Here is a 26,379-nt window from a genome sequence, read left to right on the forward strand (position 1 = left end):
CATGACGGTCCAGCCTGCTGACGGGCTCTCTCCGGCCGCCGCGTTCCCCGACCCCTCCCATGACCAGTGGCAGACCCTCGTCGAAGGCGTACTGCGCAAGTCGGGCAAGGAAGTCTCGGGATCGGCCGCCGAGGAAGCGCTGTCCACCACACTGGAGGACGGGCTCACCACCCGCCCCCTCTACACCGCACAAGACGAGTCGCCGGACACCGGCTTTCCCGGCTTCGCCCCCTTCACCCGGGGCAGCAGGGCCGAGGGGAACGCGGCCGGCGGCTGGGACGTGCGCCAACGCCACACCCTGACCGACCCCGCCCGGCTCAACGAGGCGGTGCTCGGCGATCTGGAGAACGGGGTCACCTCCCTCTGGCTCACCGTGGGCGGCCCGGTGGGCGTCCCCGTCGACGGGCTCGCCCGGGCGCTGGAAAACGTGTACCTCGACCTCGCGCCCATCGCGCTCGACGCCCCGGCCGACCTGGACGCCGCCGCGACGGAGCTGCTGCGGCTGTACGGGGAACGCGGCGTCGCCAAGGACGAGGCGCGCGGCACGCTGGGCGCCGACCCGCTCGGCCACGAGGCCCGGACGGGCGTCGAGGCGGACCTCGCTCCCGCCGTACGCTGGGCGCGGGTGTGCGACGCGGAGTACCCGCGACTGCGGGCCGTCGCCGTGGACGCGCTGCCCTACCACGAGGCGGGCGGTTCGGCCGGCGAGGAGCTGGGGCTCTCCCTGGCCGCCGGCGTCGCGTATCTGCGGGCCCTGACCGGTGCCGGGATGAGCGTGGAAGCGGCTTGCGGGCAGTTGGAGTTCCGCTACGCGGCGACCGCCGACCAGTTCCTGACGATCGCCAAACTGCGCGCGGCACGCCGGCTGTGGGCGCGGGTCGCCGAGGCCTCCGGGGCCCCTGCCGCCGGGGCCCAGCGGCAGCACGCCGTCAGCTCGCCGGTGATGATGACGCGCCGCGACCCGTGGGTGAACATGCTGCGCACCACGTTGGCCACGCTGGGCGCGGGGGTGGGCGGCGCGGACTCCGTGACCGTGCTGCCGTTCGATCACGCGCTGGGGCTGCCCGACGCGTTCGCGCGGCGCATCGCCCGTAACACCTCGACGATCCTCATGGAGGAGTCGCACCTGGCGCGGGTCGTCGACCCGGCGGGCGGCTCCTGGTACGTGGAGCGGCTGACCGGCGAACTCGCCTCGGCCGCGTGGGCGTTCTTCCAGGAGACCGAGCGGGCGGGAGGGCTGCCCGCCGCCCTGCGCTCCGGGATGGTGGCGGAGCGGCTCGCCGCCACCTGGGCCGCGCGCAGTGCGAAGCTGGCCCGTCGCAAGGAGCCGATCACCGGGGTGAGCGAGTTCCCGCAGCCGGGCGAGCGCCCGGTGGAGCGCGAGCCCGCGCCCGACGCGTACGCCGGGGCTCCGGGCGGTCTGCCCCGGGTCCGGCGCGACGAGGCGTTCGAGGCGCTGCGTGCCCGCTCCGACGCGCACCTCGCGGCGACCGGGAGCCGCCCGAAGGTGTTCGTCGCCGCTCTCGGGCCGGCCGCCGCGCACACGGCGCGGGTCTCCTTCGCCGTCAACCTCTTCGGTGCGGGCGGGATCGAGGCGGTCCACGATCCGGTGTCGGTGGAGGCGGACACCGCCGCCGACGCGCTGACCGCCGCCGGGGCGACGGTCGCCGTGCTGTGCTCGTCGGACGCGCTGTACGCCGAGCGGGCGGAGCAGGTGGCCGCCGCGCTGAAGTCGGCAGGAGCGGCGCGGGTGTTCCTGGCCGGCCGGCCGGGCGAGTACGCCGAGGTCGACGCATACATCTTCGCGGGCTGCGACGCGGTCGCCGTTCTCACCTCCGTACTCGACCGCATGGGAGTGGCGTGATGACGACATCGCCCACGGATCGCCAACCCTCCGTTCCGGACTTCTCCGACGTGCCGCTCACGTCCACCGCGCCGCCCGCCGGCTCCGCCGGGGAGTGGCAGGCTGCCGTGACCAAGGCGGCCGAGGGCGCCGAGGCCCCGCTCTGGGAGACGCCCGAGGGCATCACGGTCAAGCCGCTCTACACCGGTGAGGACCTGGAGGGCCTGGACGCGCTGCACTCGTATCCGGGGATCGCCCCGTATCTGCGCGGGCCCTACCCGACGATGTACGTCAACCAGCCCTGGACGATCCGTCAGTACGCCGGGTTCTCCACGGCCGAGGAGTCCAACGCCTTCTACCGGCGCAACCTCGCCGCCGGGCAGAAAGGCCTCTCCGTCGCCTTCGACCTGCCGACCCACCGGGGTTACGACAGCGACCACCCGCGCGTGACGGGTGACGTCGGCATGGCCGGGGTGGCGATCGACTCCATCTACGACATGCGCCAGTTGTTCGACGGCATTCCGCTGGACCGGATGTCGGTGTCGATGACGATGAACGGCGCGGTCCTTCCGGTGCTGGCGCTGTACATCGTGGCGGCCGAGGAACAGGGCGTGCCGCCCGAGAAGCTGACCGGGACCATTCAGAACGACATTCTGAAGGAGTTCATGGTCCGCAACACCTACATCTATCCGCCCTCGCCCTCGATGCGGATCATCTCCGACATCTTCGCGTTCACCTCGCAGAGGATGCCGCGCTACAACTCCATCTCGATCTCCGGCTATCACATCCAGGAGGCCGGGGCGACGGCCGACCTGGAGCTCGCCTACACCCTGGCCGACGGAGTGGAGTATCTGCGCGCCGGTCGTGAGGCCGGGCTGGACGTCGACGCGTTCGCGCCGCGGCTCTCGTTCTTCTGGGCGATCGGCATGAACTTCTTCATGGAGGTCGCGAAGCTGCGGGCGGCCCGCCTCCTGTGGGCGCGTCTGGTGCGGCAGTTCGACCCGAAGAACCCCAAGTCCCTTTCCCTGCGCACCCATTCGCAGACTTCGGGCTGGTCGCTGACGGCACAGGACGTGTTCAACAACGTGACACGCACGTGCGTGGAGGCGATGGCGGCGACCCAGGGGCACACCCAGTCGCTGCACACCAACGCCCTGGACGAGGCGCTGGCGCTGCCCACCGACTTCTCCGCCCGCATCGCCCGTAACACGCAGCTCCTGTTGCAGCAGGAGTCCGGCACCTGTCGGGTCATCGACCCGTGGGGCGGCAGCGCGTACGTGGAGAAGCTGACGCGGGACCTGGCGGACCGGGCCTGGAGCCACATCGAGGAGGTCGAGGCGGCCGGCGGGATGGCGAAGGCCATCGACGCGGGCATCCCCAAGCTCCGGGTGGAGGAGGCCGCCGCGCGCACGCAGGCGCGGATCGACTCCGGGCGACAGCCGGTGATCGGGGTGAACAAGTACCGGGTGGAGACCGACGAGAAGATCGACGTCCTCAAGGTCGACAACTCCTCGGTGCGCACCCAGCAGATCGAGAAGCTGCGCCGACTGCGCGCGGAGCGCGACGAGGTGGCGTGCCAGGAGGCGCTGCGCGCGCTGACGGCCGCCGCCGAGCGCGACCCGGGCCCGGGCCTGGAGGGCAACCTGCTGGCGCTGGCGGTCGACGCGGCGCGCGCGATGGCGACGGTCGGGGAGATCTCGGACGCGCTGGAGAAGGTGTACGGGCGGCACGCCGGGCAGATCCGTACGATCTCCGGTGTGTACCGCAAAGAGGCAGGAGAGTCCCCTTCGGTGGACCGCACCCGTGCGCTGGTCGAGGCCTTCGAGGAGGCCGAGGGCCGTCGTCCGCGCATCCTGGTCGCCAAGATGGGGCAGGACGGCCACGACCGGGGGCAGAAGGTGATCGCCACGGCCTTCGCCGACCTGGGCTTCGACGTGGACGTCGGCCCGCTGTTCCAGACGCCCGGCGAGGTGGCGCGGCAGGCCGTCGAGGCCGATGTGCACATCGTGGGCGTCTCCTCGCTGGCGGCGGGGCACCTGACCCTGGTGCCCGCGCTGCGTGAGGAGTTGGCCGCCGAGGGACGCGAGGACATCATGATCGTGGTGGGCGGGGTGATTCCGCCGCAGGACATCGAGGCGCTGCACGAGGCGGGCGCCGCCTCGGTCTTCCCGCCGGGGACGGTGATCCCGGACGCGGCCCACGACCTGGTGACGCGGCTCGGCGCCGCGCTCGGCCACGAGCTGTGAGCCGCTGACCGGATGGCTGCGAAGATCGACATCGACGATTATGTACGGGGAGTACTCGACGGGAAGCGGGCGTTCGTGGCGCGCGCGATCACGCTCGTCGAGTCGACCCGCGCCGAACACCGGGTGCTGGCACAGCAGTTGCTGAGCCGGCTGCTGCCGCACGCGGGGGCGGCCCGGCGGATCGGGGTCAGCGGGGTTCCGGGCGTGGGCAAGTCCACGTTCATCGACGCGCTCGGCACGATGCTCACGGGGCTCGGGCACCGGGTGGCCGTACTGGCGGTCGACCCGTCCTCCAGCCGTACGGGCGGCTCCATCCTGGGCGACAAGACCCGGATGGAACGCCTGGCGGTGGACCCGGCCGCCTTCGTCCGCCCCTCCCCCACGGCGGGCACGCTGGGCGGGGTGGCCAAGGCGACCCGGGAGTCCATCGTGGTGATGGAGGCGGCGGGTTACGACGTGGTGCTGGTGGAGACGGTGGGCGTCGGGCAGTCGGAGACGGCGGTGGCCAACATGGTCGACACGTTCCTGCTGCTGACGCTGGCCCGTACCGGCGACCAGTTGCAGGGCATCAAGAAGGGCGTCCTGGAGCTGGCGGACGCCATCGCGGTGAACAAGGCCGACGGACCGCACGAACGTGACGCCCGCTCGGCCGCGCGCGAACTGGCGGGCGCGCTACGGCTGATGCATCCGGCGGACGCGGCCTGGACACCACCGGTGCTCACGTGCAGCGCACGCGAGTCGCTCGGCCTCGACACCCTGTGGGAGCGGCTGGAGCAGCACCGGGCGCTCCTGGAGTCGACCGGTCGGCTGGCGGCCAAGCGCCGCGACCAGCAGGTGGACTGGACGTGGACGATGGTCCGCGACGATCTGCTGGACAGTCTGCACAGCCACCCGGCGGTGCGGAAGCTCGCACCGGAGCTCGAACAGCGGGTCCGGGACGGCACGTTGACGGCGACGCTGGCCGCCGAGGAGATCCTCGGAGTGTTCCGCGGCGGCGATCCCGGTGCGGGCGGGTCGCGGCGCGGGGGCGGCGCGGGAGGGACCGGCTGAACGCGTCGGCGTCGCGTGCCGAGGCGGATGCCCACTGAGGGGCCCTGGAGTTCGCCACGGGCCCCTCGGTGTTTCCGGATATCGGCGCGCTTCCGCGGGCGGCGCGCGGGGGGCTCCTCAGAAGGGTTCGGCGGCCCGGAGGAGTTGCCGGGGCAGGCCAGTGCGCGTGCGTCATCGACTGCCACTCGCAGGTGGCCGTCCGGATGTTCTTCGACATGGACCGCACCCGACCCACGATCCGGCTGACGACGTCCTCCCGGGCCCTCGATACGACGGCCCCGGACACCTGATGACGGTCCATTCGCACGGCCACCGCCTCCGCCCCGGTCCTTGACCGCGTCTGGCCACGGACCGGGCGCCCCCTCCGACAGCCCGGCAGTCGTCGATCCAGGAGCGGGGGTGTCGCTCCGTCGGGGTCAGGCGACCGGTACGCGCACGGTCGGTACGACGACGGGCGCCCCGTCGGAGGTCGCGGTGAGGATCTCCGCCTCGATGCCGTAGAGCTCGTGGACCAGTGCGGTGTCCACGGTCTCGCGGGGCGGCCCCGAGGCGACGATCCGCCCGTCGCGCATGGCGACCAGCGTGTCGGCGTACCGTGCGGCGGCGGCGAGGTCGTGCAGCACCATCACGATGGTGCGGCCCTGCGCGGCGACTTCGCGGACCAGGTCCAGGACCTCCACGGCGTGGCCGATGTCGAGGGCGCTGGTGGGTTCGTCGAGCAGGACGACGGGAGTCTCCTGGGCGAGGGACATGGCGAGCCAGCAGCGCTGGCGCTGGCCGCCGGAGAGCTGGTCGAGCCGGCGTCCGGCCAGAGCGGCGGTACCGGTGGCCTCCAGGGCGCGGGTGACGGCACTCTCGTCCTCCTGCGACCACTGGCGGAACAGCCCCTGGTGCGGATGGCGTCCGTAGCGCACGAGTCCGGCGACGGTGACCGCCTCGGGTGCCTGCGGGGCCTGGGGCAGCAGGGCGATGCGGTGGGCGGCGTCGCGCTGGCGCAGTCGCCAGACGTCGGCGTCGCCGACGAACACCCGGCCGGAGCTGGGCTGGTGGAGGCGGGCCATGGAGCGCAGAAGGGTCGATTTGCCGCACCCGTTGGGGCCGACGATCGCCACGACCTGTCCGGAGGGGACCGTCAGGTCGACCTGATCCACGGCGGTATGCCCGGCGTATCCAGCGGTGAGCTGTTCGACTCGGATTTCCACGGGGACCGGCCTTTCCGAAGGACAGGGGCATCACTTTGCCCGCTGCCGCTAAAGTAAGGCTAACCTTAGCTCGCTCACGAGCCGACGTCCGCATCCGCGTGACCGTGCGGCCGTCGCCCGCTTCATGTCCCGTTGAACCCGGAGCCCTTGATGATCCTGCACCGCCGCCCCGCCCTGACCGCCGCCCGAAGAGCGGCGCAAGCCGTCGCCGTGCTCGGGGCTGCCACCCTGCTGCTGACGGCCTGCGGTTCGGACTCCGCACCGGGCAAGTCCGCCGGGAACAAAGCCGGGAAGGCGGACTCCGCCTCCTCCGCGACCCGTACGGTCAAGGACGCCACCGGCAGGGCCGTGGAGATCCCGGCGCAGCCGAAGCGCATCGTCACCCTGACCCAGGAAGACCTGGACGCGGTACTGGCGTTGGACATCAAGCCGGTCGGTATCACCAACGGGCAGGGGCTGGACAAGCCGCCGGCCTACCTCGCCGACAAGGTCGCGGGCATCGACGTCGTGGGCAACCTGCTCCAGCCGGTCATGGACAAGGTCGTCGCCGCGAAGCCCGACCTGATCCTCGCCGGTGACATGCAGGACGAGCAGGTACTGAAGCAGCTGCGGGAGATCACCCCGGCCACGCTGGTGACGATGGCGCCGACCGACGACTGGAAGCTGTTCTTCCGAGGTGTCGGCAACGCCGTCAACAAGCTGGACGACGCGAACAAGTTCATCACCGGCCACGAGGCCGCCGCCAAGGCCGCCGGTGAGAAGCTGGGCGCGAACAAGGGCGCCGAGATCTCCATCGTCCGCTGGAACCCGGACGGGCCGAGCTGGATGGAGAACAAGCAGTTCGCCAGCGGCGTCGCCCTGGAGATGGGGCTGAAGCGGCCCGCGTCCCAGAACAAGGACGGCAACGCGCACACGCCGTCGCTGAGCCTGGAGAAGATCAACGAGATCGACGGCGACTGGCTGTTCCTGTCGACGCTGACCTCGGACGGCGAGAAGGCGCTCAAGGACGTCCAGTCCAAGCCCGCCTACAAGGAGCTGGGCGCCGTCAGGAACGACCACGCGGTGACCGTCGACGGCTCGGTGTGGTCCACCCGCGGTGGCCCGCTCGCGGCGGACGCCGTCCTGAACGACTACGTCGAGGCGCTCTCGGCCAAGTGACCTCCGGGTGACTTCCACGCCGTGCGGCTCCGAGCTGCAGTTGCCGGTCGGAGCCGCACGGCGTCGGACGCCCCGGCAGATCCCACCGGGCCCCATAGGACTCTGTCAGGCCACGCCGGACGGACCGCCTGCTCCGGAGAGCCGGGAAGCCGCGAAGTCCGCGGCCGTCCACGCCATGCCCACCGCCCCGTCGAGCAGGGCCTGTTCGGCCGCCGGGGAGATGGCGGCCTCGGCGAACGCCGCCTCGTGCGGGCCGCAGGCCCCGCCAGTGATGTCGAGCACCGGGTGGATGGACGGCACCACGTGCGAGACGTTGCCCATGTCGGTGCAGGCGAACGGCGGACGCTCGACCGGTTCGGCGCGGCCCAACTCGCGGGCGTTGGCCGTCCAGAGCCGGATCAGCTCCGGGTCGCCCCGGAAGTCGAGGTAGTCGGGCTCGGGCCGCTCCAGCGTCACCTCGCAGCCGGTGGCGAGCGCCCCGGCACGGAAGCAGTCCTCGACCCGCTGCCGCAGCTCCCGCAGATCCTCGGCGGCCAGCGCCCGTATCTCGTAGGTGGCGGTGGCCCGCTCGGGTATCGCGTTGGGCGCGGTTCCGGCGGCGGTGGTGATGCCGTGCACCCGCCACTGCGGCGGCAGTTGCTGACGCAGGAGGCCCAGGGCGACCTGGGCGACGGTCAGCGCGTCGGCGGCGTTGCGGCCCTCGTGCGGGTTGAGGCTGGGGTGTGCGGCGCGGCCGGTGTAGACGACGTCGAGGGTGCCGAGCGCGAAGGAGCGGAAGTCGGCCATCTCGAAGGGGCAGGGGTGCACCATCATCGCGGCGTCGACCCCGTCGAACGCTCCGGCCTCCAGCAGCAGGGCCTTGCCCGCGCCCCGCTCCTCGGCGGGAGTGCCGACGACACGGACGGTCAGGCCGAGTTCGTCGGCGTACGGAGCGAGGCCGAGGGCCGCGCCGACTCCGGCGGCCGCGATGAGGTTGTGCCCGCAGGCGTGGCCGAGTCCCGGCAGGGCGTCGTACTCGCAGGCGATGGCCACGGTGACGGGGCCGGAGCCGATCGTGGCGCGGAACGCCGTGTCCAGGCCGTGGGCGGGCGCGGTGACCTCGAAGCCGTGCGCTGCCAGGAGTTCATGACAGCGGGCGGCGGCCCTGTGCTCCTCGAACGCGGTCTCGGGCTCGGCGTGCAGACGCCGGCTCAGGTCGAGCAGGGCCGGGGCGCTGGAGCCGATCGCCTCCCGCACGGCGGTCCTGAGGGCACGGATCCGCGCACCGGCCGCCTCGTCGGCCCCTGTACCGGCCCGCGTCTCGGGGCGTGGGGCTGCGGGGACGGTCATGGGCTCTCCTTGCGTTCCGGACCGCCCCGGGGCGGTCGCCTGCACTGTCGGAAATAGGTTAACTTAGCCTTACCTAAGTGTGCGCCGAGAGTCCGTGGCCCGGTGTCCGTTGTCCTTCAGGGGAGTCGTCACACACATGCATGAGCGTCCGCACCGCCCGACCAGCTCTTCGGCAGCACGCTCCGGCGGCGCGCCTCCCTCCGAACTCCCCCTCCTGGCAGCCCAGTCGGGGATCTACTACGCGCACCAGATGGCCCCTCTCGGCAGCGAGCTGAACACGGCCGACTGCGTGGAGATCGACGGACCGCTGGACGCGGAGCTGTTCGTGGAGGCCTTGAGACGGACGGTCGGCGAGGCGGAGACCCTCGCCCTGCGCGTGTCCGAGGCCGACGGCGTACCGACGCAGCGGGTCGTTCCCGCCGCCGAACCCGTGGTGCACCGGCTGGAGTTGGCGGCGGACCGGGCCGAGGCGTGGATGCGGGAGGACCTGGCCCGGCCGGTGGACCTCGCCGCCGACGGTGCGCTGATGACGCAGGCGCTGATCCGGGTCGGCGAAGGGCGCCACCGGTGGTACCAGCGCGTGCACCACATAGCCGTCGACGCCTACGCCCTGTCCCTCATCGGGCAGCGCGTCGCCGAGCGCTACCGGGCGCTGGTCGCCGAAGAGCCGCCGCCCCGGAGCCGGTTCGCCCCGCTGGGCGAGCTGACCGGGCAGGAGGCGGCGTACTTGGAAGGTGATGAGTACGCGGCGGACCGGGCGTTCTGGGCCACGCGCATGGCGGGCTCCTCGGTCACCGCCCCCCACCGCTCCCCCGACCCCTCGGACACACCGGACGACGCCCCGCTCCATCGGACCACCGACCTTCCCGCCGAGGCCCTGGAGCGGCTGTCCGGGGCGGCGCGTGCGGCGAAGGCGACCTGGGCCGAGCTGGTCGTGGCGGCGACCGCCGGGCATCTGCACCGGCTCACCGGCGCCGAGGACGTCGTGCTGGGACTGCCGTTGACCAACCGGCGGGGGCCTGCGGCGCTGCGGACCCCGGCCATGACCGTGAACGTGCTGCCGCTGCGGATCTCCGTGCGCCCGGGCGACACCGGAGCCGAACTGCTGCGCCGTGTGGTGCTGGAGATCCGCGAGGTCCGCCGTCATCAGCGCTATCCGCAGGCCGACCTCCGCCGCGACCTGGCCCTGGAGTCGGCCGACACCCCGCTGACCGGTCCGATGGTCAACGTCAAGCCGTTCGACGGCGCCCTGGACTTCGCCGGGGCCACGGGCACCGTGCGCAACCTCGCGGCCGGACCGGTGGAAGGCCTCGCGGTCGGCGCCGCTCCCGGCCCGGACGGGGGCCTGCGGCTCTCTCTCGACGCCAACCCCGCCGCGTACGGGCCGAAGGGCCTCGCCGCCCACGAGGAGACCTGGCTGCGCTATCTGGACGGCCTGACCGAGCTGCTGCTGACCGACCCCGAACGCCCGATCGGCACGCTGGATCTGCTCAGCGGCGACCAGGTACGCGAGGCCGTGACGTACGGTCGCTCCGAGCCCGCCGCCCCGCTGACCCTTCCCCGGTCGTTCACCGCGCAGGCGGCCCGGACACCGCACGCCGTCGCCGTGCGCTCCACCGTGGCGGGCACGTTCCGAGGGGCGACGTCCGACACGGACTCACGGGCGGGCACGGACGCCGCCGCCGGGCCCGGGGCCCGGCTCACCTTCGCCGAGTTGGACGCCGCCTCCGACCGACTGGCCCACCTGCTGGCCGGCCTCGGCGCTTCCGCCGCGGGCGGAGGGAGCCTCGGCACGGTGGCCCTGGCGCTCCCCCGGACCGCCGACATGGTCGTCGCGCTGCTGGCCGTGCTCAAGGCGGGCCGGGTCTGCCAGCCGCTGGACCTCGGCCACCCCGCCGCCCGGACCCTGGCTGTCCTCGGGGACGCGCGGCCGCTGTGCGTGATCGGCACGGCCGCGACGCTCGCCTCGCTGCCCGACCACGGGCTGCCGACCGTCGCGCTCGACGCTCCCGCCACCGCCGACGCCCTCGCCGCCTGCCCCGACGGGCCGCCGCCCACCGGGCCGTCGCTCGCGGACCCCGCCTACCTCATCCACACCTCCGGTTCCACGGGCCGCCCCAAGGGCGTCCTCGTCGGCCACGCCTCGCTCGCCAACCTCTGCGCCGGGCACGGCACGGACCACATCGCCCCGGCCGTCGCCCGGACCGGCCGGGAACGCCTCCGGGTCGCGCACAGCGCCTCGTTCGCCTTCGACGCGTCCTGGGACCCGCTGCTGTGGATGGTCCACGGTCACGAGCTGCACCTGCTGGACGACGCCGCCTACCGGGACCCCGCGGCGCTCACCGCGTACGTCGGCACGCACCTGGTCGACTGTCTCGACGTCACGCCTTCCTACGCCGAGGCGCTCATCTCCGAAGGCCTGCTGGACGAGGGCCGCCACCACCCGGCCCATCTGGTGGTCGGCGGGGAGACCGTCCCCGCACCGTTGTGGGAGCGGCTGACCGAGGCCGGGGCCGTGCACGCGGTCAACCTCTACGGGCCGACCGAGACGACGGTCGACGCCTACTACTGGGTGCCCGGGACCTCGGCCGCCCGGCCCGACGGCCGCCCCGTGCGCGGCTCACGCGTCTACGTCCTGGACTCCTCCCTGCGTCCGGTGCCCGCCGGTGCCACGGGCGAGCTGTACGTCGCGGGGGCCTGTCTGGCCCTGGGCTATCTGGGTCGCCCCGACCTGACGGCCGAGCGGTTCGTCGCGGACCCGTTCGGCGCGCCGAACGGCGCTCCCGGGAGCCGGATGTACCGCACCGGGGACCTGGTGCGGCGCCGCGAGGACCACACGCTGGAGTTCCTGGGGCGCGGCGACGACCAGGTGAAGATCCGCGGCTTCCGGATCGAACTCGGTGAGATCCAGGCCCGGCTGGCCGCACACCCGCGGGTCGCGGCGGCCGCGGTCATCGCCCGCGACACCGGCCACGGCAAGCGGCTGCTGGCCTACGCGGTCCCGGTGACGGAGCGTTCCTCTCCCGCACCGGGACCCGGGGGCGACGCCCTTACCGCAGACAGCGCGCCGCCCACCCCCGCCGAGCTCCGCGACCACCTGGCCGGGGCCCTGCCCGAGCACATGGTCCCCGCGACCGTGACGCTCCTGGACGCGCTGCCCCGTACCGCGAACGACAAGCTCGACCACCGTGCGCTGCCCGATCCCGAACCGCTCCCGCCCGCGGCGGGCGGCCCGGACGGCGCCGGCGACGGACCGCACGCCGAGATCGTGCGCGGGCTCTTCGCCGACGTGCTCGGTATCGCCGAACCCCCGGCCGCCGACGCGGGCTTCCTCGACCTCGGCGGGCATTCGCTGCTCGCCGCCCGACTGGCCGCCCGCGTCCGGGAGCACTTCGGCGTGCCGATGGGCATCGCCGACGTCTTCCGCAACACCACGCCCGCCGCCCTGGCGGCGCTGGTCCGCACGCGCGGCGACACCACCGCCTCCGTCCCGCTCTCCCCCGTGTCGCGCACCGGTCCGCTCCCCCTGTCCCCGGCCCAGCAGCGGCTGTGGTTCCTCCATCGCCTCGAAGGCCCCAGCCCCACCTACAACATCCCGCTCGTCCTGAACGTCAACGGCCCGCTCGACCGCGACGCGCTCCAGCTCGCCCTGCACGACCTGGCGGAGCGTCACGAGACACTACGAACGGTATATCCGCCCACTGACAACGCCACCGACAACGCCACCGACGCCACCGCAGACGGCGTGCGCGTGCGCGTGGGCGGCGGCGCCACGGACGACACCCCCCACCAGCGAATCCTCGCCCCCGACGACCCGGCCGCCCGTCCGGTGCTGCACCTGGCGGAGCCGGGCAGCGATCTGACGGAGGCCGTGCGCCACTGCTTCGACCTCGCAGGCGAACCCCCGCTGCGCACGGTCCTGTTCACCGACTCGCCGGACCACCACACCGTTCTCCTCCTGCTGCACCACATAGCGGGGGACGGCGCCTCCACCACTCCCCTGGTCCAGGACCTGGCCACCGCCTACACCGCCCGCACCGAGGGCCGCACGCCGGACTTCACCCCCCTGAGCGGCCAGTACGTGGACCACGCGGCCCGGCTCCAGCGGCTCCTGGGCACCCCCGCCGATCCGACCCCGCTCGCCGAGGCCCAGCTCGCGCACTGGCGCGACGCGCTCGCCGGGCTGCCGGACCAGCTGGAGCTGCCCACCGACCGGCCCCGGCCGCCCGTGGCGACCTCGGCGGGCGACACCGTGCCCTTCGCCCTGGACGCCACCGCGCACGAGGCGCTGCGCCGGCTCGCGCGGGCGCACGGGGCGACCGTGTTCATGACTGTGCAGGCCGGCCTCGCGGCCCTGCTGACCCGGCACGGCTGCGGCACCGACATTCCCCTCGGCACCCCCGTCGCGGGACGCGACGACGAGGCCACGGCCGGGCTCGTCGGCTTCTTCACCAACACCGTGGTCCTGCGCACCGACACCTCCGGCGACCCTGCCTTCGGTGATCTGTTGGACCGGGTACGGACGGCCACGCTCGCCGCGTACGAGCACGACGCGCTGCCCTTCGACCACCTCGTCGAGGCCCTGAACCCGCCACGCTCGCTGGCCCGGCATCCGCTGTTCCACGTCATGCTGGCCTGGCAGTCGCTCGCCGACGGACCCGTCTCCCTCGGCCCGGACACCACCGCGCGGCTGACCGCCGTGCCGTCCGGCACCGCGAAGTTCGACCTGACCCTGAACGCGGGCGAACTGCCCGGCGGCGGGATCGGGGGCTTCCTGGAGTTCCGCACCGACCTTTTCGACCGGTCGACCGCGCAGGCGCTCGCGGACCGGCTGTCCCGGCTGCTCACCGCGGCGGCCGAGCGGCCCGGCACCCCGGTCGGCCTGCTGCCCGTCCTCGGCGAGGACGAGGTCCACCGTGCCGTGGTCGAGGCCAACGGCCTCAACCACGACCGGCCGGTGCCGCTCACCCTCGCCGAGGTCTACGAGGTGGCGGCGCGACGGCACCCCGGCCGGGTGGCGGTCAGCTGCGAGGGCGCGTCGCTGACGTACGCCCAACTGTCGTCCCGGGCCCGGTCGCTGGCCCGGCTGCTGGCGGCCCGGGGGATCGGCCCCGGTTCGATCGTGGCGCTCGCGCTGCCGCGCTCCACGGACCTGGTGGCCGGGCTGCTCGCGGTGTCGCTGGCGGGGGCCGCGTATCTGCCGATGGACCCCGACTACCCGGCGGACCGGCTCGCCTACATGCTGGACGACGCCCGTCCGGCCGCTCTGATCACCGACATCGCGACTGCCGGGCGGCTGCCCGCGCACGATCTGCCGCTGATCACCGTGGACGGGGCGGCGGGCCTCCCGGACGGACCCCTCGGCCAGGCGGACCGCACCCGGCCGCTGAGCCCGGGTGACCCGGCGTACGTCATCTACACCTCGGGGTCCACCGGCCGCCCGAAGGGGGTCGTGGTCACCCAGCACAACGTGACACGGCTGCTGACGGCGACCGAGCACTGGTTCTCGTTCGGGCCGGACGACGTGTGGACGCTGTTCCACTCCTACGCTTTCGACTTCTCGGTGTGGGAACTGTGGGGTGCGCTGCTGTACGGCGGGCGGGTCGTCGTCGTCCCGTACGCGACCAGCCGTGACCCGCACGCGTTCCTGCGGCTGCTGGCGGACGAGGGGGTGACCGTCCTCAACCAGACGCCGTCCGCCTTCTACCAGCTGGCCGCCGCCGACCGGGATGCTCCGGGAAACGAACTGGCTCTGCGGTACGTGGTGTTCGGCGGCGAGGCGCTGGAGCTCGGGCGGCTGGCGGACTGGTACACGCGCCACCAGGAGAACGCGCCGACGCTGGTCAACATGTACGGCATCACCGAGACGACCGTCCATGTCTCGTATCTGGCGCTGGACCGGGCGACTGCCGCCTCCGCGGTCTCCAGCACCATCGGCGTGAACATTCCCGATCTGCGCGTCTATGTGCTGGACGACCGGTTGCAGCCGGTGCCGCCCGGGGTGACCGGCGAGATGTACGTGGCCGGCGAGGGGGTGGCGCTCGGTTATCTGGGCCGCCCGGACCTGACGGCGGGGCGCTTCGTCGCCGACCCGTTCGCGCATCTCTTCGGGGAGAGCGGCAGGCGGATGTACCGCTCGGGCGACCTCGCCCGGCGGCGCCCGGACGGCACGCTGGAGTATTTCGGCCGGGGCGACCAGCAGGTGAAGATCCGCGGCTTCCGCATCGAACTCGGTGAGATCGAAGCGGTGTTGGCCGCGCACCCGGAGGTCGCGGATGTGGCGGTCGTGGTCCGCGAGGACACACCCGGCGACAGGCGTCTGGTCGGTTACGTCGTCCCCGCGCCCGGCACGGACCCGGTCCCGGCAGCCCTGCGCGAGCACGCCGCCGCCAGGCTTCCGGCGCACATGGTGCCCTCGGCGGTGGTGGCCCTGGAGCGGCTGCCGCTGACCGGTAACGGCAAGCTGGACCGCAAGGCGCTGCCCGCTCCGGGCGTCCCGGTGAACGCCGGTGGGCGCGCACCACGCACGGTCCGCGAGGAGCAGCTCTGCGCGGTCTTCGCGGAGGTGCTGGGGCTGCCGTCCGCGGGAGTGGAGGACAACTTCTTCGACCTGGGCGGTCATTCGCTGCTCGCGGTGCGCCTCGCCGGGCGGATCAGGTCCGCGTTCGGCATCGAGGTGTCGATCGGCACGGTGTTCCAGGCGCCGACGCCCGCCGCGCTGGACGTGGCGCTGGACGTCTCGCGCGAGGAGGACCCGCTCGATGTGCTGCTGCCGCTGCGGCCCGCCCGCCCCGGCGACCGCGCCCCGGTCCACTGCGTGCACCCGGCGGGTGGTCTGAGCTGGTGCTACGCCGGTCTGATCCGCCACCTGCCGTCCGACGTGCCGATCTACGGTCTCCAGGCGCAGGGCGTCGGCGGGGCGACGGCGGACGATCCGCTGCCGACCACGCTGGAGGAGCTGGCCGCGCACTACGCCTCCCGCATCCGCGAGGTCCAGCCGGAAGGCCCCTACCGGCTGCTCGGCTGGTCGACCGGCGGAATCATCGCGCACGCGATCGCGGCGGTCCTCCAAGAGGCGTGCCAGGAGGTCGAGTTGCTGGCGATCCTGGACGCGTATCCCGCCGAGGGCTTCCGCGGCCTGCCGGTGCCCGACCGGGCCGAGGCTCTCGAATCGCTGCTCACCATGGGCGGTTACGGCCCCGAGAGCCTCGGGGACCAGGAGCTGAACACGGCGAACGTGGTGGAGGTGCTGCGCCGCGAGGGCTCCCCACTGGCGACGCTCTCCGCCGCGAGGATCGAGGCGCTCGGCGAGGTGTACCTCAACACCAACGACCTCGTACGGGCCTACGACCACCGGGTGTTCCGGGGCGATGTGCTGTTCTTCCGGGCCACGGTGGACACCATCGACGACACCCTGACGCCGGAGACCTGGACCCCGTACGTGAGCGGGCGCGTCGACAACACGAACGTCGCCTGCTCGCACAAGGACATGACCCTGCCCGAGCCGATCGCGCACATCGCACGCGTGGTCGCCGACCGACTGACCGAGCTGGAGAAGTGACACCGATGAGCGACGCATCCGCCAACCCCTTCGACGCGGACGGGGAGTTCCTCGTCCTGGCCAACGCGGAGGGACAGCACTCGCTGTGGCCGCTGTTCGCGGCGGTGCCCGAGGGCTGGTCGACGGTTCACGGCCCGTGCGCCCGCCAGGACGCGCTGGACCGGATCACCACGCACCGGTCCGGCCCCGTCCCCGTCTCCGCGCGGTGAGCGGGCTGCTGATCCGGCCCCGGATACGTCCGCGGGTCGCGGTCGTCCTCGTCTACACGGCCGCGATGTGCATGAACGGCCTGGACTCGACGATCGTGAACCCGGCGCTCTACACGATCGCGGGCGACTTCGGGCGACCGCTGTCGGCGGCGAACACCGTGGAGACGGCCTTTCTGGTCGCGCTCGCTGTGGGGCTGCCGGTGGCTGGCTGGCTGGGCGACCGCTTCGGCACGAAGCGGGTGTTCCTCGGCGCTCTGACCGCGTTCACGATCGCCTCCGCGGTCTGCGGTCTGGCCCCGGACCTCACCACGCTGGTGGTCGCCCGTGCCGTACAGGGCCTGGCGGGCGGGTTGCTGACCCCGGTCGGGATGACGCTGCTGTTCCGGGCGTTCCCGCCGCACGAGCGGATGAAGCTGGCCAAGGTGCTGATCGTGCCGACGGCCCTGATGCCGGCGCTCGGTCCGCCGCTGGGCGGGCTGCTCACCGAACACCTCTCCTGGCACTGGCTGTTCTTCGTGAACGTGCCGATCGGGGCGGCGGCGGTTCTGCTGGGCCTCTTCGGTCTGCGGGAGCATGTCGAGGGGCCGGAGGGGAAGTTCGACACGGTCGGCTTCTGGCTGGCCACTCCGGCGCTGGGTCTGCTGACGTACGCGCTCGGCTTCGGTCCCTCGCAGGGCTGGACGCGACCGGCCGTCGCCATGAGCGCCGCCCTGGGGTCCGTCCTGCTGGTGGCCGCCGTCCTGCACCAGGTGCGTGCCGGGACGCCGTTGCTGAGACTGCGGCTGCTCGCCGACCGGGTGTACGGGCCCGCCTCCGCGCTGGCCGGTGTGACGGCCGCCGGGCTGATGGGCGTGCTGTTCGTCTTCCCGCTGCTCTACCAGGCGAGCCTGGGCGCCTCGGCGCTGGACGCCGGGCTGAGCGTGTTTCCGGAGGCGGTGGGGCTGATGCTCGCCTCGCAGGTGGTGGACCGCCTGCTGCCGCGGCTCGGCCCCCGACTGCTGACCGTGCCGGCCCTGCTGGTGGCCGCCGCGGTCTTCGCGACGCTCGCCGTGCCCGGGGTGGCGGAGAACGCGTGGAGCGTGCGCGGGTTGATGTTCCTGATCGGCCTGGTGCTCGGCACGGCGGTGCTGACCGTGCAGATCTCCGGATTCGCGACGATCGCACCGTCCGACATGGGTCGGGCGATGGGCCTGTTCCAGATCGTCCGCACACTGGGCGGCGCGGTGGGCATCGCCGCCTGTGCGGCGGTGATCGGCGGCGGTCATGTGACGGAGGCCGCCGCCGATCCGGGTCCGTACCGCACCGCGGTCTGGGTGACCGCGGCGCTCGTCGCGGCCGGGGCCCTGATCGCTCTGCGGCTGCCGCGCGACGCCCCGCAACCGCCGCCGTTCGACGACCACGAGGGGGCGGACGGGCCGCCCGGCTCCGGCGAGAGCCTGGCGCAGGACGAGACTGGGGCCGTCAAGGGCTGAGGGCGCGAAGAGGGGGCGGGGACGGCATCCGGAGGGGGATGCCGCCCCCGCCCCCCTTCCTGTCGGGGCGTGGCGGGGTGGAACCGCTCAGCGTCCGCCGAGCAGTTCCGCCAGGCCGTCGGCGAGGCCGCCGCGCCAGCAGGCGTAGTCGTGGCCACCGTTGAACTCCCGGTAGCGGACGTCGTATCCGCGGGCGCGCAGCACATTGCGGAACCTGCGGTTCTCCGCGAGGAGCATCCATTCCTGGAGGCCGACCTCCAGGTGGAGCGTCACCGGCCTGCGTTCGGCCCGGGCGTACTGCCCGGTGAGCCACTCGCTGCCGCGTGCGTCGTCGGGCCACCAGAAGGAGCCGGACTGGGAGAGCGCGAGGCCGAAGCGGTCGGGGCGTCGGAAAGCGGCGAACGCGGCGGTGAGGCCGCCCGCGCTCTGTCCGGCGACGACGGTCCGTGCGGCGTCGGCCCCGGCCCCGTACTCCCGTCCGGCCCAGGGCAGCAGGGTGTCCGCCAGCCAGTCGACGAACGGGGCGCTGCAGGCCAGGTCCTCCATGCGCCGGCCCATGGTGTCGACCAGGACCGCGACGGTGGGGGGCAGGCCCCCGTCGGCGTGCAGGTTGTCGAGGATGTCGCCGACGCCGAGGACAGGGCCCCACATCTCGCCGTCGAGGAGCACGGCGAGCGCGTACGGGCCGCCCTCGGGGCGGTGGCCGTGCGGCAGGTGGACCGTGATCCGGCGGCCGTCCACCTCGGCGTCGAGCGTGCGCCCCCGGTCCACGTCGTCGCGCCGCCGGGTCCGCGACTGGGGCGGGGCTTCGGGGAGTTCGAGTACGGAGGCGGGGTTGCGGCCGTCCCGGGAGGGCAGTGGGGCGCGGTCGTTGAGCGGGTCGGGTTCGGCGTGGTCGAGGACCTGGAGCCAGGCGGCCCGGTCGGCGCGCAGCGCGTCCTCGCGGGTTCCGTCGGTGGCGTGGAACTGGTACGAGGCGCGGTGGTCGGCGCGCAGCCGGTGGCTGATCGCCCAGACGCCGGTGCCTTCGACGCGCTCCATCAGGTGCGGGGCGAGGTCGCCCGCGTGCCGGTCCTGGTCGGTGACCGTGTGGAGGAGGGCCAGGACGTGGGTGGCGGGGCGCTCGGGGTCCTCCCGGCGGACGAAGGTGACGAGCCGGTGGCCGGGGTCGCCCTCGGGGTCGGGCTCGACGAGCGGTGCGCCGGTGGTGCTCACGTAGCTCCAGAACGCCTCCTCGGCGTCGGGGCTGCCCGTGGTCACGTCCTTGAGGAGTGTGCGCAGGAGGGGGCTTCGCACGGTGTGGGCCTCGGTTCCGGTCGGTCCCGCGGGTGCGGGAGGGGCAGGGGCGGGTGCGGGAGGGGATGGCGGTTCGCGGCGCTGTGAGTTGGTCACGTGCGGGCGGCTCCTCAGACGCGGGTGGCGGCGGAGCGGCCGAGCAGCACCCAGAGCAGGAACGGGCCGCCGAGGACGGTGGTGACGATGCCGACGGGGAGTTCGACGCCGTCGAAGGCGATGCGGCCGAGGGTGTCGGCGGCGACCACGAGGACGGCTCCGGTGAGCATCGAGCCGACGAGCGGGACGCGCAGGGGTCCGGCGAGCCGGGAGGCGATGACCGGGGAGGCCAGCGCCACGAAGCCGACGGGGCCGCAGATGCCGACGGCGAGGCCCGCGAGGGCGACGGCCAGGAGCAGGGAGAGGGCCCGGACCCGGCCGGGGGCGGAGCCGAGCGAGGAGGCGGTCGCGTCGTCGAAGCGCAGGACGCCCAGGTGGCGGGCGACGGCGAGGGCGACGGGGACGAGGACGGCGAGGCCGATGAGGACGGGGACGGCGACGGAGTAGCTGCGTCCGTTGAGGCTGCCCGAGGTCCATACGTACAGCGAACTCGCCGAGGAGAGGGACCTGCGGGACAGGACGACCTGGGTGATCGCGGAGGCCAGCGCGGACATGGCGAGGCCGACGACGAGGACGCGGTAGCCGCGTTGGCCGAGTCCGCCGGAGACGGTGGTGACGACGATGACGGCGGCGAGCGCGCCGAGCGGCCCGGCCCACCAGGCGCCGAAGGAGCCGGTGGCGCTGATGGTGACGGAGAGCAGGACGGCGGCGGTGGCCCCGTCGTTGACGCCGAGGAGTTCGGGGGTGGCCAGGCGGTTGCGGGCCAGGGTCTGGGTGAGGCAGCCCGCGAGGCCGAGGGCGGCGCCCGCGGTGAGTCCGGCGACGATCCGGCCGAGGCGGAACCTCTGCACGAGCAGGACGTCGAAGCGGTCGCCCTGGCCGAACACCGCGCGGAAGGTGCGGCCGACGCCCATGTCGCTCTGGCCCGCGTAAGCGGAGAGGACGACGGCGAGCAGGAGGGCCCCGGTGAGGGCGAGGGCGGCGAGGGCGGCGCGCCGGGTGACGAGCAGGGACAGCGGGCCGCGCCGCAGGACGAGCGTGTCGGCCGGGCGGACCGGGAGCGTCTTCGGCGCGCGGCGGGCGGGGCGGGGCAGCGCGATCCGGAAGCGGCGGGGGCGGTCGGGGGAACGCTCCTCGGTGGCCGGTTCCGTCATGCCCATCGAGGCCAGTTGCCTGGAGCGGACGATGGCGATGAGGACGGGCGCGCCGATGAGGGCGACGATGACGGAGACGGGCGCCTCGAAGGGCCGGGAGACGACGCGTGCGGCGATGTCGGACACCGTCAGGACGCAGGCCCCGATGAGCCCGGCGAGCAGCAGCCGCGCCGCGAGCCGGGTGCCGGCCAGGGCCCGGGCGAGAAAGCCGGCGAGCAGGCCGAGGAAGGAGATGGGGCCGGCGAGCGCCACGGCGGCGGCGGTCAGGAGGGTGACTCCCACCGCGACGACCGTACGGATCAGGGGTGGCCGGTGGCCGAGGCTCCGGGCCAGGTCGTCGCCGAGGGCGAGGGCGGAGAGCGGGCGGGCGACCAGGAGGGCGACGACGAAGCCGAGGGCCAGCACCGGGGCGAGGCGGCCGAGTTCACCGAAGCCCTCGACCCCGGCGAGGGAGCCGAGGACCCAGAAGCGGAATCTGTCGTAGGTTTCCGCAGAGTTGACGACGATGACGCTGGTGAGCCCGCCGAAGGTCGCGCCGAGCGCCGCGCCGGCGAGGACCAGGCGCATGGGAGAGCCGCCGCCGCGTCTTCCGGAGATGAGGAGGACGAGGCCGCTGGCGACCACCGCGCCGACGAACGCGCAGACGAGGTAGGCGTAACCGGAGTCGAAGCCGAGGAGTGCGATGCCGGCGACGACACCGAGCGAGGCACCCGCGTTGACACCGAGCAGTCCGGTCTCGGCCAGCGGGTTGCGGGTGACCGCCTGGAGCAGGCACCCGGCGACACCCAGGGCGGCTCCGACGAGCAGCGCGGTGAGGGTGCGCGGGAGGCGCAGGTCGCCGACGACGAGGGCGAGCCGGGCGTTGTCGCGCGCGCCGTCCCGGCCCAGCAGGTAGTCCAGGACGCCGCCGGGGCCGACCTCGCCCGCGCCGATCGAGAGGGAGAGCGCCGTCAACAGCAGTACGGCGAGGGCCAGTCCGGCGACGGCCGCCACGACGGTCCGTCGGCGCGGGTCGGCCGTGGAGCGGGGATCCCCGGGTCCGGCAATGGACCGTCCGGATTCCGGGGTTGCTCCGTTCCCGGTTCCCGAAATTATTCCGTTCCCGGCTCCCGGGGACGCCTCCTCGCGTCCGGCGGGCACGGACTCCACCGTCCGGTCGACTTCGCCTCCATCCAACTGAACGGTCGTGGAGTCATGTTCGGGAGCCGAGGCCGTGGTCCCCGTGCGCGGCGTTTGCATAAGGTGAGGCTAGCCTAAGTAGATATCGGCGGCTCGACACCTTCTGGGCGGTCGGTTCAATTTAGGTTACCCTTACCTAACACCCGGAGGAGGTTGCTCATGCCTGAGCACATACCGGGCAGAAGCGGCGAGTTCATCGGCCGCACTGCTCTGGTCACCGGTGCCGCACAAGGCATCGGCGCGGCAGTCGCCGACCTGCTCGCCACCCTCGGCGCCCGCGTGGCCGCCACCGACCGCGCCCGGCCGGGCGTCGAGGCACTGGCCGCCGAGTGGGCCCTGACCCAGGAGAAGCTGCCCGGCGGCGAGCGCTCGGGAGGCAGCCTGTCCCCGTACGTGATGGACGTCACCGACCGCGCTTCGGTGGAGAGCACCGTGGCCCGGGTGGAGCGCCAACTGGGCCCGGTCGACGTCCTGGTGAACGTGGCGGGCATTCTGCGCTCCGGCCCGGCGGCCGTGCTCTCCGCGCAGGACTGGGCGGACACCTTCGCGGTGAACGCCACCGGCGTCTTCCATGTCTCCCAGGCCCTCGCCCCGCTCATGGCGGCCCGCGGATCCGGCGCGGTCGTCACCGTCGGCTCCAACGCCGCCGGGATCCCCCGTACCGGCATGGCCGCCTACGCCGCCTCCAAGGCGGCCGCCGCGATGTTCACCAAGTGCCTGGGCCTCGAACTCGCCCGCAGCGGCGTTCGCTGCAACGTCGTCGCACCCGGCTCCACCGACACACCGATGCAACGCGCGCTGTGGAACGGTCCGGGCGCCGAACAGCGCGTCATCGACGGGGACCCCTCGACCTACCGCACCGGCATCCCGCTCGGCCGGATCGCCGACCCCGGGGACATCGCGGAGACGGTGGCTTTTCTCGCGTCGGACCGCGCCCGCCACATCACCATGCAGGAGCTGTACGTCGACGGCGGCGCGACCCTGCGCTGACCGCCCCGGCCGCCCCTCGTTCTTTCCCTCACCTCCCATCCAGCCCCCCGCACCCGCTGACGGGACCATCGAGAATGGAGTCCCCGTGTCGACGGCATCCCAGGTCGCCACGCACACCGCCCCGGCCGATCCGGCCCATCCGGCCGTAGGAGCGGCCACTTCGCTGCTGGACGCCTACACGCCGGGCGACCACTTTCTCGCCACCCCCGCACGCACACTGCTCGCACGGGGTCCGGCCCTCCCTGTCCCGCACGACGAGAGACCGTTGACCGCACGGGTGGGCGCCACGCTTGCCGCGGCGGTCGCAGCCGGCCAACCGTCGCCGGTGGTCATGGGCGCCATCCCCTTCGACCACACAGCCCCGGCGGCCCTGAGCGTCCCGGAGTCGGTGCGCTGTGCGCCGCCGCTCGCCTCGGACCCGCTCATCGCCCTGCCCGCGAGCGCGTCCGCCGCGGGGAGCTGGCGGATACGCCCGGTGCCCGAGCCGGAGATATACGGCAAGGGCGTCGCAGCGGCCGTGGAGCGCATGTGGCGCGGCGAGTTCAGCAAGGTCGTCCTGGCCCGCACCCTCGAACTCACCTCCGAGGCTCCGCTCGACCTGCCCGCGATGCTCCAGCGCCTCGCCCGCCGCGACCCCTCCGGCTACACCTTCGCGCTGCCGACCGGCCCCGGGCGCACCCTCATCGGCGCCAGCCCCGAACTGCTCGTCTCCCGCCGCGGAAAGCGGGTCGTGGCCAATCCGCTCGCCGGGTCGACCCCCCGCAGCGCCGACCTCGCCGAGGACGTACGCCGGGCGGCCACGCTGCTGGAGTCCGTCAAGGACCTCCACGAGCACGCCGTCGTCGTCGACGCCGTCCACCAGGCCCTCGCCCCGTACTGCACGGAACTGACCGTGCCGCCCCGCCCGACGCTCATCCGCACCGCCACCATGTGGCACCTGTCCACCACGGTCACCGGCACCCTCGCCTCCTCCGACGCCTCGGCGCTGGAGCTGGCCTGCGCGCTGCACCCGACGCCCGCCGTGTGCGGGACGCCCACGCCGACGGCCCGTCAGGTCATCGCGGAGACCGAGCCGTTCGACCGCGGCTTCTTCACCGGAGTGGTCGGCTGGGGCGACGCCGAGGGCGACGGCGAGTGGGTTGTCACGATCCGCTGCGCCGACGCCGAGGAGCGCACGCTGCGCCTGTACGCGGGGGCGGGGATCGTCGCCGCCTCCGAGCCCGAGGCGGAGACCGCCGAGACCGCGGCCAAGTTCCGCACCTTCCTGAGCGCCGTGGGAGCAGAGCTGTGAGTACGCAAGCGGCGCCGGCCTGGCCCGCCGAGTTCGCGGAGAGGTACCGGGCGGCCGGCTGGTGGCGCGGGGAGACCTTCGGGGAGATGCTGCGGCAGCGCGCCGAGGACCATCCGGACCGGGTCGCGATCGTCGACCCGGTGGCGGGAAGCCGGTGGACGTACGCCGACCTCGACCGGCGCGCCGACCGGCTGGCCGCGGGTTTCCTCGCCCGCGACATCGCCAAGGGCGACAAGGTGGTGGTGCAACTCCCCAACATCGCCGAGTTCTTCGAGGTGATCTTCGCGCTGTTCCGGATCGGCGCGCTGCCCGTCTTCGCGCTGCCCGCGCACCGCGAGAGCGAGATCACCTACTTCTGCGAGTTCACCGGGGCGGTGGCGTACGTCGTCGCGGCCGAGCACGGCGGCTACAACTACCGCGAGCTGGCGTCGAAGACCCGCGCCAACGTGGGCACCCTGCGCCACGTGTTCGTCGCCCAGGGAGATCCCGGCGAGTTCGAGGCGCTCGCCGAGGTCGCCGAGGAGCCGGTCGGCTACGGCGGCCCGCGCCCGGACGACCTGGCCTTCCTCCAGCTCTCCGGCGGCAGCACCGGCGTACCGAAACTGATCCCGCGCACCCACGACGACTACATCTACTCGCTGCGGGGCTCCAACGAGATCTGCGCCGTCGACGAGCGGAGCGTCTATCTGTGCGTCCTGCCGGCGGCCCACAACTTCCCTCTCTCCTCCCCCGGTTCGCTCGGCACGCTGTACGCCGGCGGCCGTGTGGTGCTGTGCCCGGGGCCCTCTCCGGAGGTGGCCTTCCCGCTGATCGAGCGTGAGGGCGTCACCATCACCGGGCTCGTGCCACCGCTGGCCCTGCTGTGGACGGAGGCCGCGCCGGGCACCGCGCACGACCTCGGCAGCCTGGACGTCCTGCTCGTGGGGGGCGCCAAGTTCAGCGAGGAGGCGGCCCGCCGGGTGCGGCCCGCTCTCGGCTGCACGCTCCAGCAGGTCTTCGGCATGGCCGAGGGACTGGTCAACTACACCCGGCTGGACGACCCGGTCGAGACCATCGTCACGACGCAGGGGCGGCCGATCTCGCCCGACGACGAGATCCTGGTCGTCGACGACGAGGACCAGGAGGTGCCAACGGGTGAGACCGGCCACCTGCTCACCCGGGGGCCGTACACCATCCGGGGCTACTGGAACGCCCCCGAGCACAACGCCCGTTCCTTCACCGAGGACGGCTTCTACCGCACCGGCGACATCGTGCGGGTCACCGACACCGGGCACATCGTGGTCGAGGGGCGCGCCAAGGACCAGATCAACCGGGGCGGCGAGAAGATCGCCGCCGAGGAGGTCGAGAACCACATCCTCGCCCACCCGGCCGTCCACGACGCCAACGTGGTGGCCGAGCCGGACCCGTATCTGGGCGAACGCGTCTGCGCCTACGTGATCCTGCGCTCGGGCGCGGGTCCGCTCAAGGCGGTGGCCGTCAAACGGTTCGTGCGCGAACGGGGTCTGGCCGCCTACAAGGTGCCGGACCGGGTCGAGTTCGTCGACGCCTTCCCGCAGACCGGCGTGGGCAAGGTCTCCAAGAAGGACCTGCGCACGGCCGCCGCCCGCACCACTTCTCCCTCCCCGTCCCCGTCCCACTGAACGACTCCCCGAACGGAACCCTCCCCACCATGGCACTGCCCGCCATCGCCCCCTATCCCATGCCGGCCGCCGACGAGCTGCCCGCCAACCGGGTCGACTGGACCGTCGACCCCGCGCGCGCGGTGCTCCTCGTCCACGACCTGCAGAACTACTTCCTCACGGCGTACGACCGCCGGTCCGCACCGGTGCCCGAACTCCTCTCCCACGTGGCCGGGTTGAAAAAGGACGCGGCGCGGCTCGGCGTGCCGGTGCTCTACACCGCGCAGCCCGGCGGCCAGAGCGCCGAGGAGCGCGGGCTCCAGCAGGACTTCTGGGGCCCCGGACTCCCGGCCGACGAGCACCTGGCGGCCATCGCGGACGAGGTCGCGCCCGAAGCGGGCGACACCGTCCTCACCAAGTGGAAGTACAGCGGCTTCGTCCGCACCGATCTGCTGGAGCGCCTGCGCGAGCAGGGCCGCGACCAGATCGTCATCACCGGCGTCTACGCCCACATCGGCGTGCTCATGACCGCGTGCGACGCCTGGATGCAGGACATCCAGGCCTTCGTGGTGGCCGACGCGGTCGCGGACTTCTCGGCCGAGGACCACGCGATGGCGCTGCGCTGGGCCGCGGGCAAGTGCGCCGTTGTCACGACCGCCCGAACCGTCTTCGAAGGGAAGTGAC

The 26,379-nt window shown here is 73.3% G+C and carries 15 protein-coding genes; 11 read left to right on the forward strand and 4 right to left on the reverse strand.

The window, feature by feature from the left end; genetic code table 11:
- Nucleotide 1: 1 nt before the first annotated feature.
- Genes ACIRJT_RS24930 through meaB form a run of 3 tightly spaced genes read left to right on the forward strand, consistent with a single transcriptional unit; the run spans nucleotide 2 to nucleotide 5,139 of the window.
- On the forward strand, nucleotides 2-1,864 hold the full coding sequence (locus tag ACIRJT_RS24930; protein WP_403912820.1) for a methylmalonyl-CoA mutase family protein: 1,863 nt from the start codon (nucleotides 2-4) through the stop codon (nucleotides 1,862-1,864).
- Nucleotides 1,864-4,089, forward strand: a complete 2,226-nt coding sequence (gene scpA / locus ACIRJT_RS24935; RefSeq protein WP_403912823.1) for a methylmalonyl-CoA mutase — start codon at nucleotides 1,864-1,866, stop codon at nucleotides 4,087-4,089. Before ACIRJT_RS24930 ends, scpA begins: the two co-directional genes overlap by 1 nt.
- A 12-nt stretch (nucleotides 4,090-4,101) precedes the next feature.
- Nucleotides 4,102-5,139 carry a methylmalonyl Co-A mutase-associated GTPase MeaB gene (gene meaB / locus ACIRJT_RS24940; RefSeq protein WP_403912824.1) on the forward strand — a complete coding sequence of 346 codons (1,038 nt, stop codon included), beginning with the start codon at nucleotides 4,102-4,104 and terminating at the stop codon, nucleotides 5,137-5,139.
- 416 nt (nucleotides 5,140-5,555) lie between these two features.
- On the opposite strand, the gene ACIRJT_RS24945 is transcribed toward meaB, so the two are convergent.
- Nucleotides 5,556-6,341, reverse strand: a complete 786-nt coding sequence (locus ACIRJT_RS24945; protein ID WP_403912827.1) for an ABC transporter ATP-binding protein — start codon at nucleotides 6,339-6,341, stop codon at nucleotides 5,556-5,558.
- A 150-nt stretch (nucleotides 6,342-6,491) separates the two neighbouring features.
- On the opposite strand from ACIRJT_RS24945, the gene ACIRJT_RS24950 reads away from it, so the two are divergent.
- The gene (locus tag ACIRJT_RS24950; protein WP_403912830.1) at nucleotides 6,492-7,499 is read left to right on the forward strand and encodes an ABC transporter substrate-binding protein; all 1,008 of its coding nucleotides are present in this window, start codon (nucleotides 6,492-6,494) and stop codon (nucleotides 7,497-7,499) included.
- A gap of 105 nt (nucleotides 7,500-7,604) precedes the next feature.
- Here ACIRJT_RS24950 and ACIRJT_RS24955 read toward each other — a convergent pair whose 3' ends face one another.
- Nucleotides 7,605-8,828 carry a M20 family metallopeptidase gene (locus ACIRJT_RS24955; protein WP_403912833.1) on the reverse strand — a complete coding sequence of 408 codons (1,224 nt, stop codon included), beginning with the start codon at nucleotides 8,826-8,828 and terminating at the stop codon, nucleotides 7,605-7,607.
- 136 nt (nucleotides 8,829-8,964) lie between these two features.
- Here ACIRJT_RS24955 and ACIRJT_RS24960 point away from each other — a divergent pair, with 136 nt between their 5' ends.
- From ACIRJT_RS24960 to ACIRJT_RS24970, 3 genes are read left to right on the forward strand one after another with little or no spacing between them, the layout of a single operon-like run.
- Nucleotides 8,965-16,389, forward strand: a complete 7,425-nt coding sequence (locus ACIRJT_RS24960) for an amino acid adenylation domain-containing protein (RefSeq protein WP_403912835.1) — start codon at nucleotides 8,965-8,967, stop codon at nucleotides 16,387-16,389.
- 5 nt (nucleotides 16,390-16,394) lie between these two features.
- Nucleotides 16,395-16,598, forward strand: a complete 204-nt coding sequence (locus ACIRJT_RS24965; RefSeq protein WP_403912838.1) for an MbtH family protein — start codon at nucleotides 16,395-16,397, stop codon at nucleotides 16,596-16,598.
- Nucleotides 16,595-18,070 (forward strand): DHA2 family efflux MFS transporter permease subunit, encoded by a 1,476-nt coding sequence (locus tag ACIRJT_RS24970; RefSeq protein WP_403912840.1) that lies wholly within the window; start codon nucleotides 16,595-16,597, stop codon nucleotides 18,068-18,070. Before ACIRJT_RS24965 ends, ACIRJT_RS24970 begins: the two co-directional genes overlap by 4 nt.
- A gap of 87 nt (nucleotides 18,071-18,157) precedes the next feature.
- Here ACIRJT_RS24970 and fes read toward each other — a convergent pair whose 3' ends face one another.
- A complete protein-coding gene (gene fes / locus ACIRJT_RS24975) occupies nucleotides 18,158-19,462 on the reverse strand; it encodes an enterochelin esterase (RefSeq protein ID WP_403912843.1) in 1,305 nt (434 codons plus the stop codon).
- 14 nt (nucleotides 19,463-19,476) lie between these two features.
- Nucleotides 19,477-21,855 (reverse strand): Fe(3+)-hydroxamate ABC transporter permease FhuB, encoded by a 2,379-nt coding sequence (gene fhuB / locus ACIRJT_RS24980; RefSeq protein ID WP_403912844.1) that lies wholly within the window; start codon nucleotides 21,853-21,855, stop codon nucleotides 19,477-19,479.
- A 99-nt stretch (nucleotides 21,856-21,954) separates the two neighbouring features.
- On the opposite strand from fhuB, the gene ACIRJT_RS24985 reads away from it, so the two are divergent.
- From ACIRJT_RS24985 to ACIRJT_RS25000, 4 genes are all read left to right on the forward strand, one after another.
- Entirely contained in the window at nucleotides 21,955-22,785 is an 831-nt protein-coding gene (locus tag ACIRJT_RS24985) for a 2,3-dihydro-2,3-dihydroxybenzoate dehydrogenase (RefSeq protein WP_403912847.1), read from the forward strand.
- Between the two features lie 85 nt (nucleotides 22,786-22,870).
- The gene (gene dhbC / locus ACIRJT_RS24990) at nucleotides 22,871-24,076 is read left to right on the forward strand and encodes an isochorismate synthase DhbC (protein ID WP_403912849.1); all 1,206 of its coding nucleotides are present in this window, start codon (nucleotides 22,871-22,873) and stop codon (nucleotides 24,074-24,076) included.
- Nucleotides 24,073-25,716, forward strand: coding sequence for a (2,3-dihydroxybenzoyl)adenylate synthase (locus ACIRJT_RS24995; protein WP_403912851.1), 1,644 nt, complete (start codon nucleotides 24,073-24,075; stop codon nucleotides 25,714-25,716). The genes dhbC and ACIRJT_RS24995 overlap by 4 nt, the downstream gene beginning before the upstream one ends.
- A gap of 29 nt (nucleotides 25,717-25,745) precedes the next feature.
- A complete protein-coding gene (locus ACIRJT_RS25000) occupies nucleotides 25,746-26,378 on the forward strand; it encodes an isochorismatase family protein (RefSeq protein WP_403912853.1) in 633 nt (210 codons plus the stop codon).
- Nucleotide 26,379: the final 1 nt, after the last annotated feature.

This window comes from Streptomyces sp. NPDC102283, assembly GCF_044766265.1.
In the GTDB taxonomy this organism is placed as follows: domain Bacteria; phylum Actinomycetota; class Actinomycetes; order Streptomycetales; family Streptomycetaceae; genus Streptomyces.

Coding starts and splice junctions, on each gene's coding strand:
- ACIRJT_RS24930 (WP_403912820.1), top strand. CDS start 2: ATGACGGTCCAGCCTGCTGACGGGCTCTCTCCGGCCGCCGCGTTCCCC.
- scpA (WP_403912823.1), top strand. CDS start 1,864: ATGACGACATCGCCCACGGATCGCCAACCCTCCGTTCCGGACTTCTCC.
- meaB (WP_403912824.1), top strand. CDS start 4,102: ATGGCTGCGAAGATCGACATCGACGATTATGTACGGGGAGTACTCGAC.
- ACIRJT_RS24950 (WP_403912830.1), top strand. CDS start 6,492: ATGATCCTGCACCGCCGCCCCGCCCTGACCGCCGCCCGAAGAGCGGCG.
- ACIRJT_RS24955 (WP_403912833.1), bottom strand. CDS start 8,828: ATGACCGTCCCCGCAGCCCCACGCCCCGAGACGCGGGCCGGTACAGGG.
- ACIRJT_RS24960 (WP_403912835.1), top strand. CDS start 8,965: ATGCATGAGCGTCCGCACCGCCCGACCAGCTCTTCGGCAGCACGCTCC.
- ACIRJT_RS24965 (WP_403912838.1), top strand. CDS start 16,395: ATGAGCGACGCATCCGCCAACCCCTTCGACGCGGACGGGGAGTTCCTC.
- fhuB (WP_403912844.1), bottom strand. CDS start 21,855: ATGCAAACGCCGCGCACGGGGACCACGGCCTCGGCTCCCGAACATGAC.
- ACIRJT_RS24985 (WP_403912847.1), top strand. CDS start 21,955: ATGCCTGAGCACATACCGGGCAGAAGCGGCGAGTTCATCGGCCGCACT.
- ACIRJT_RS25000 (WP_403912853.1), top strand. CDS start 25,746: ATGGCACTGCCCGCCATCGCCCCCTATCCCATGCCGGCCGCCGACGAG.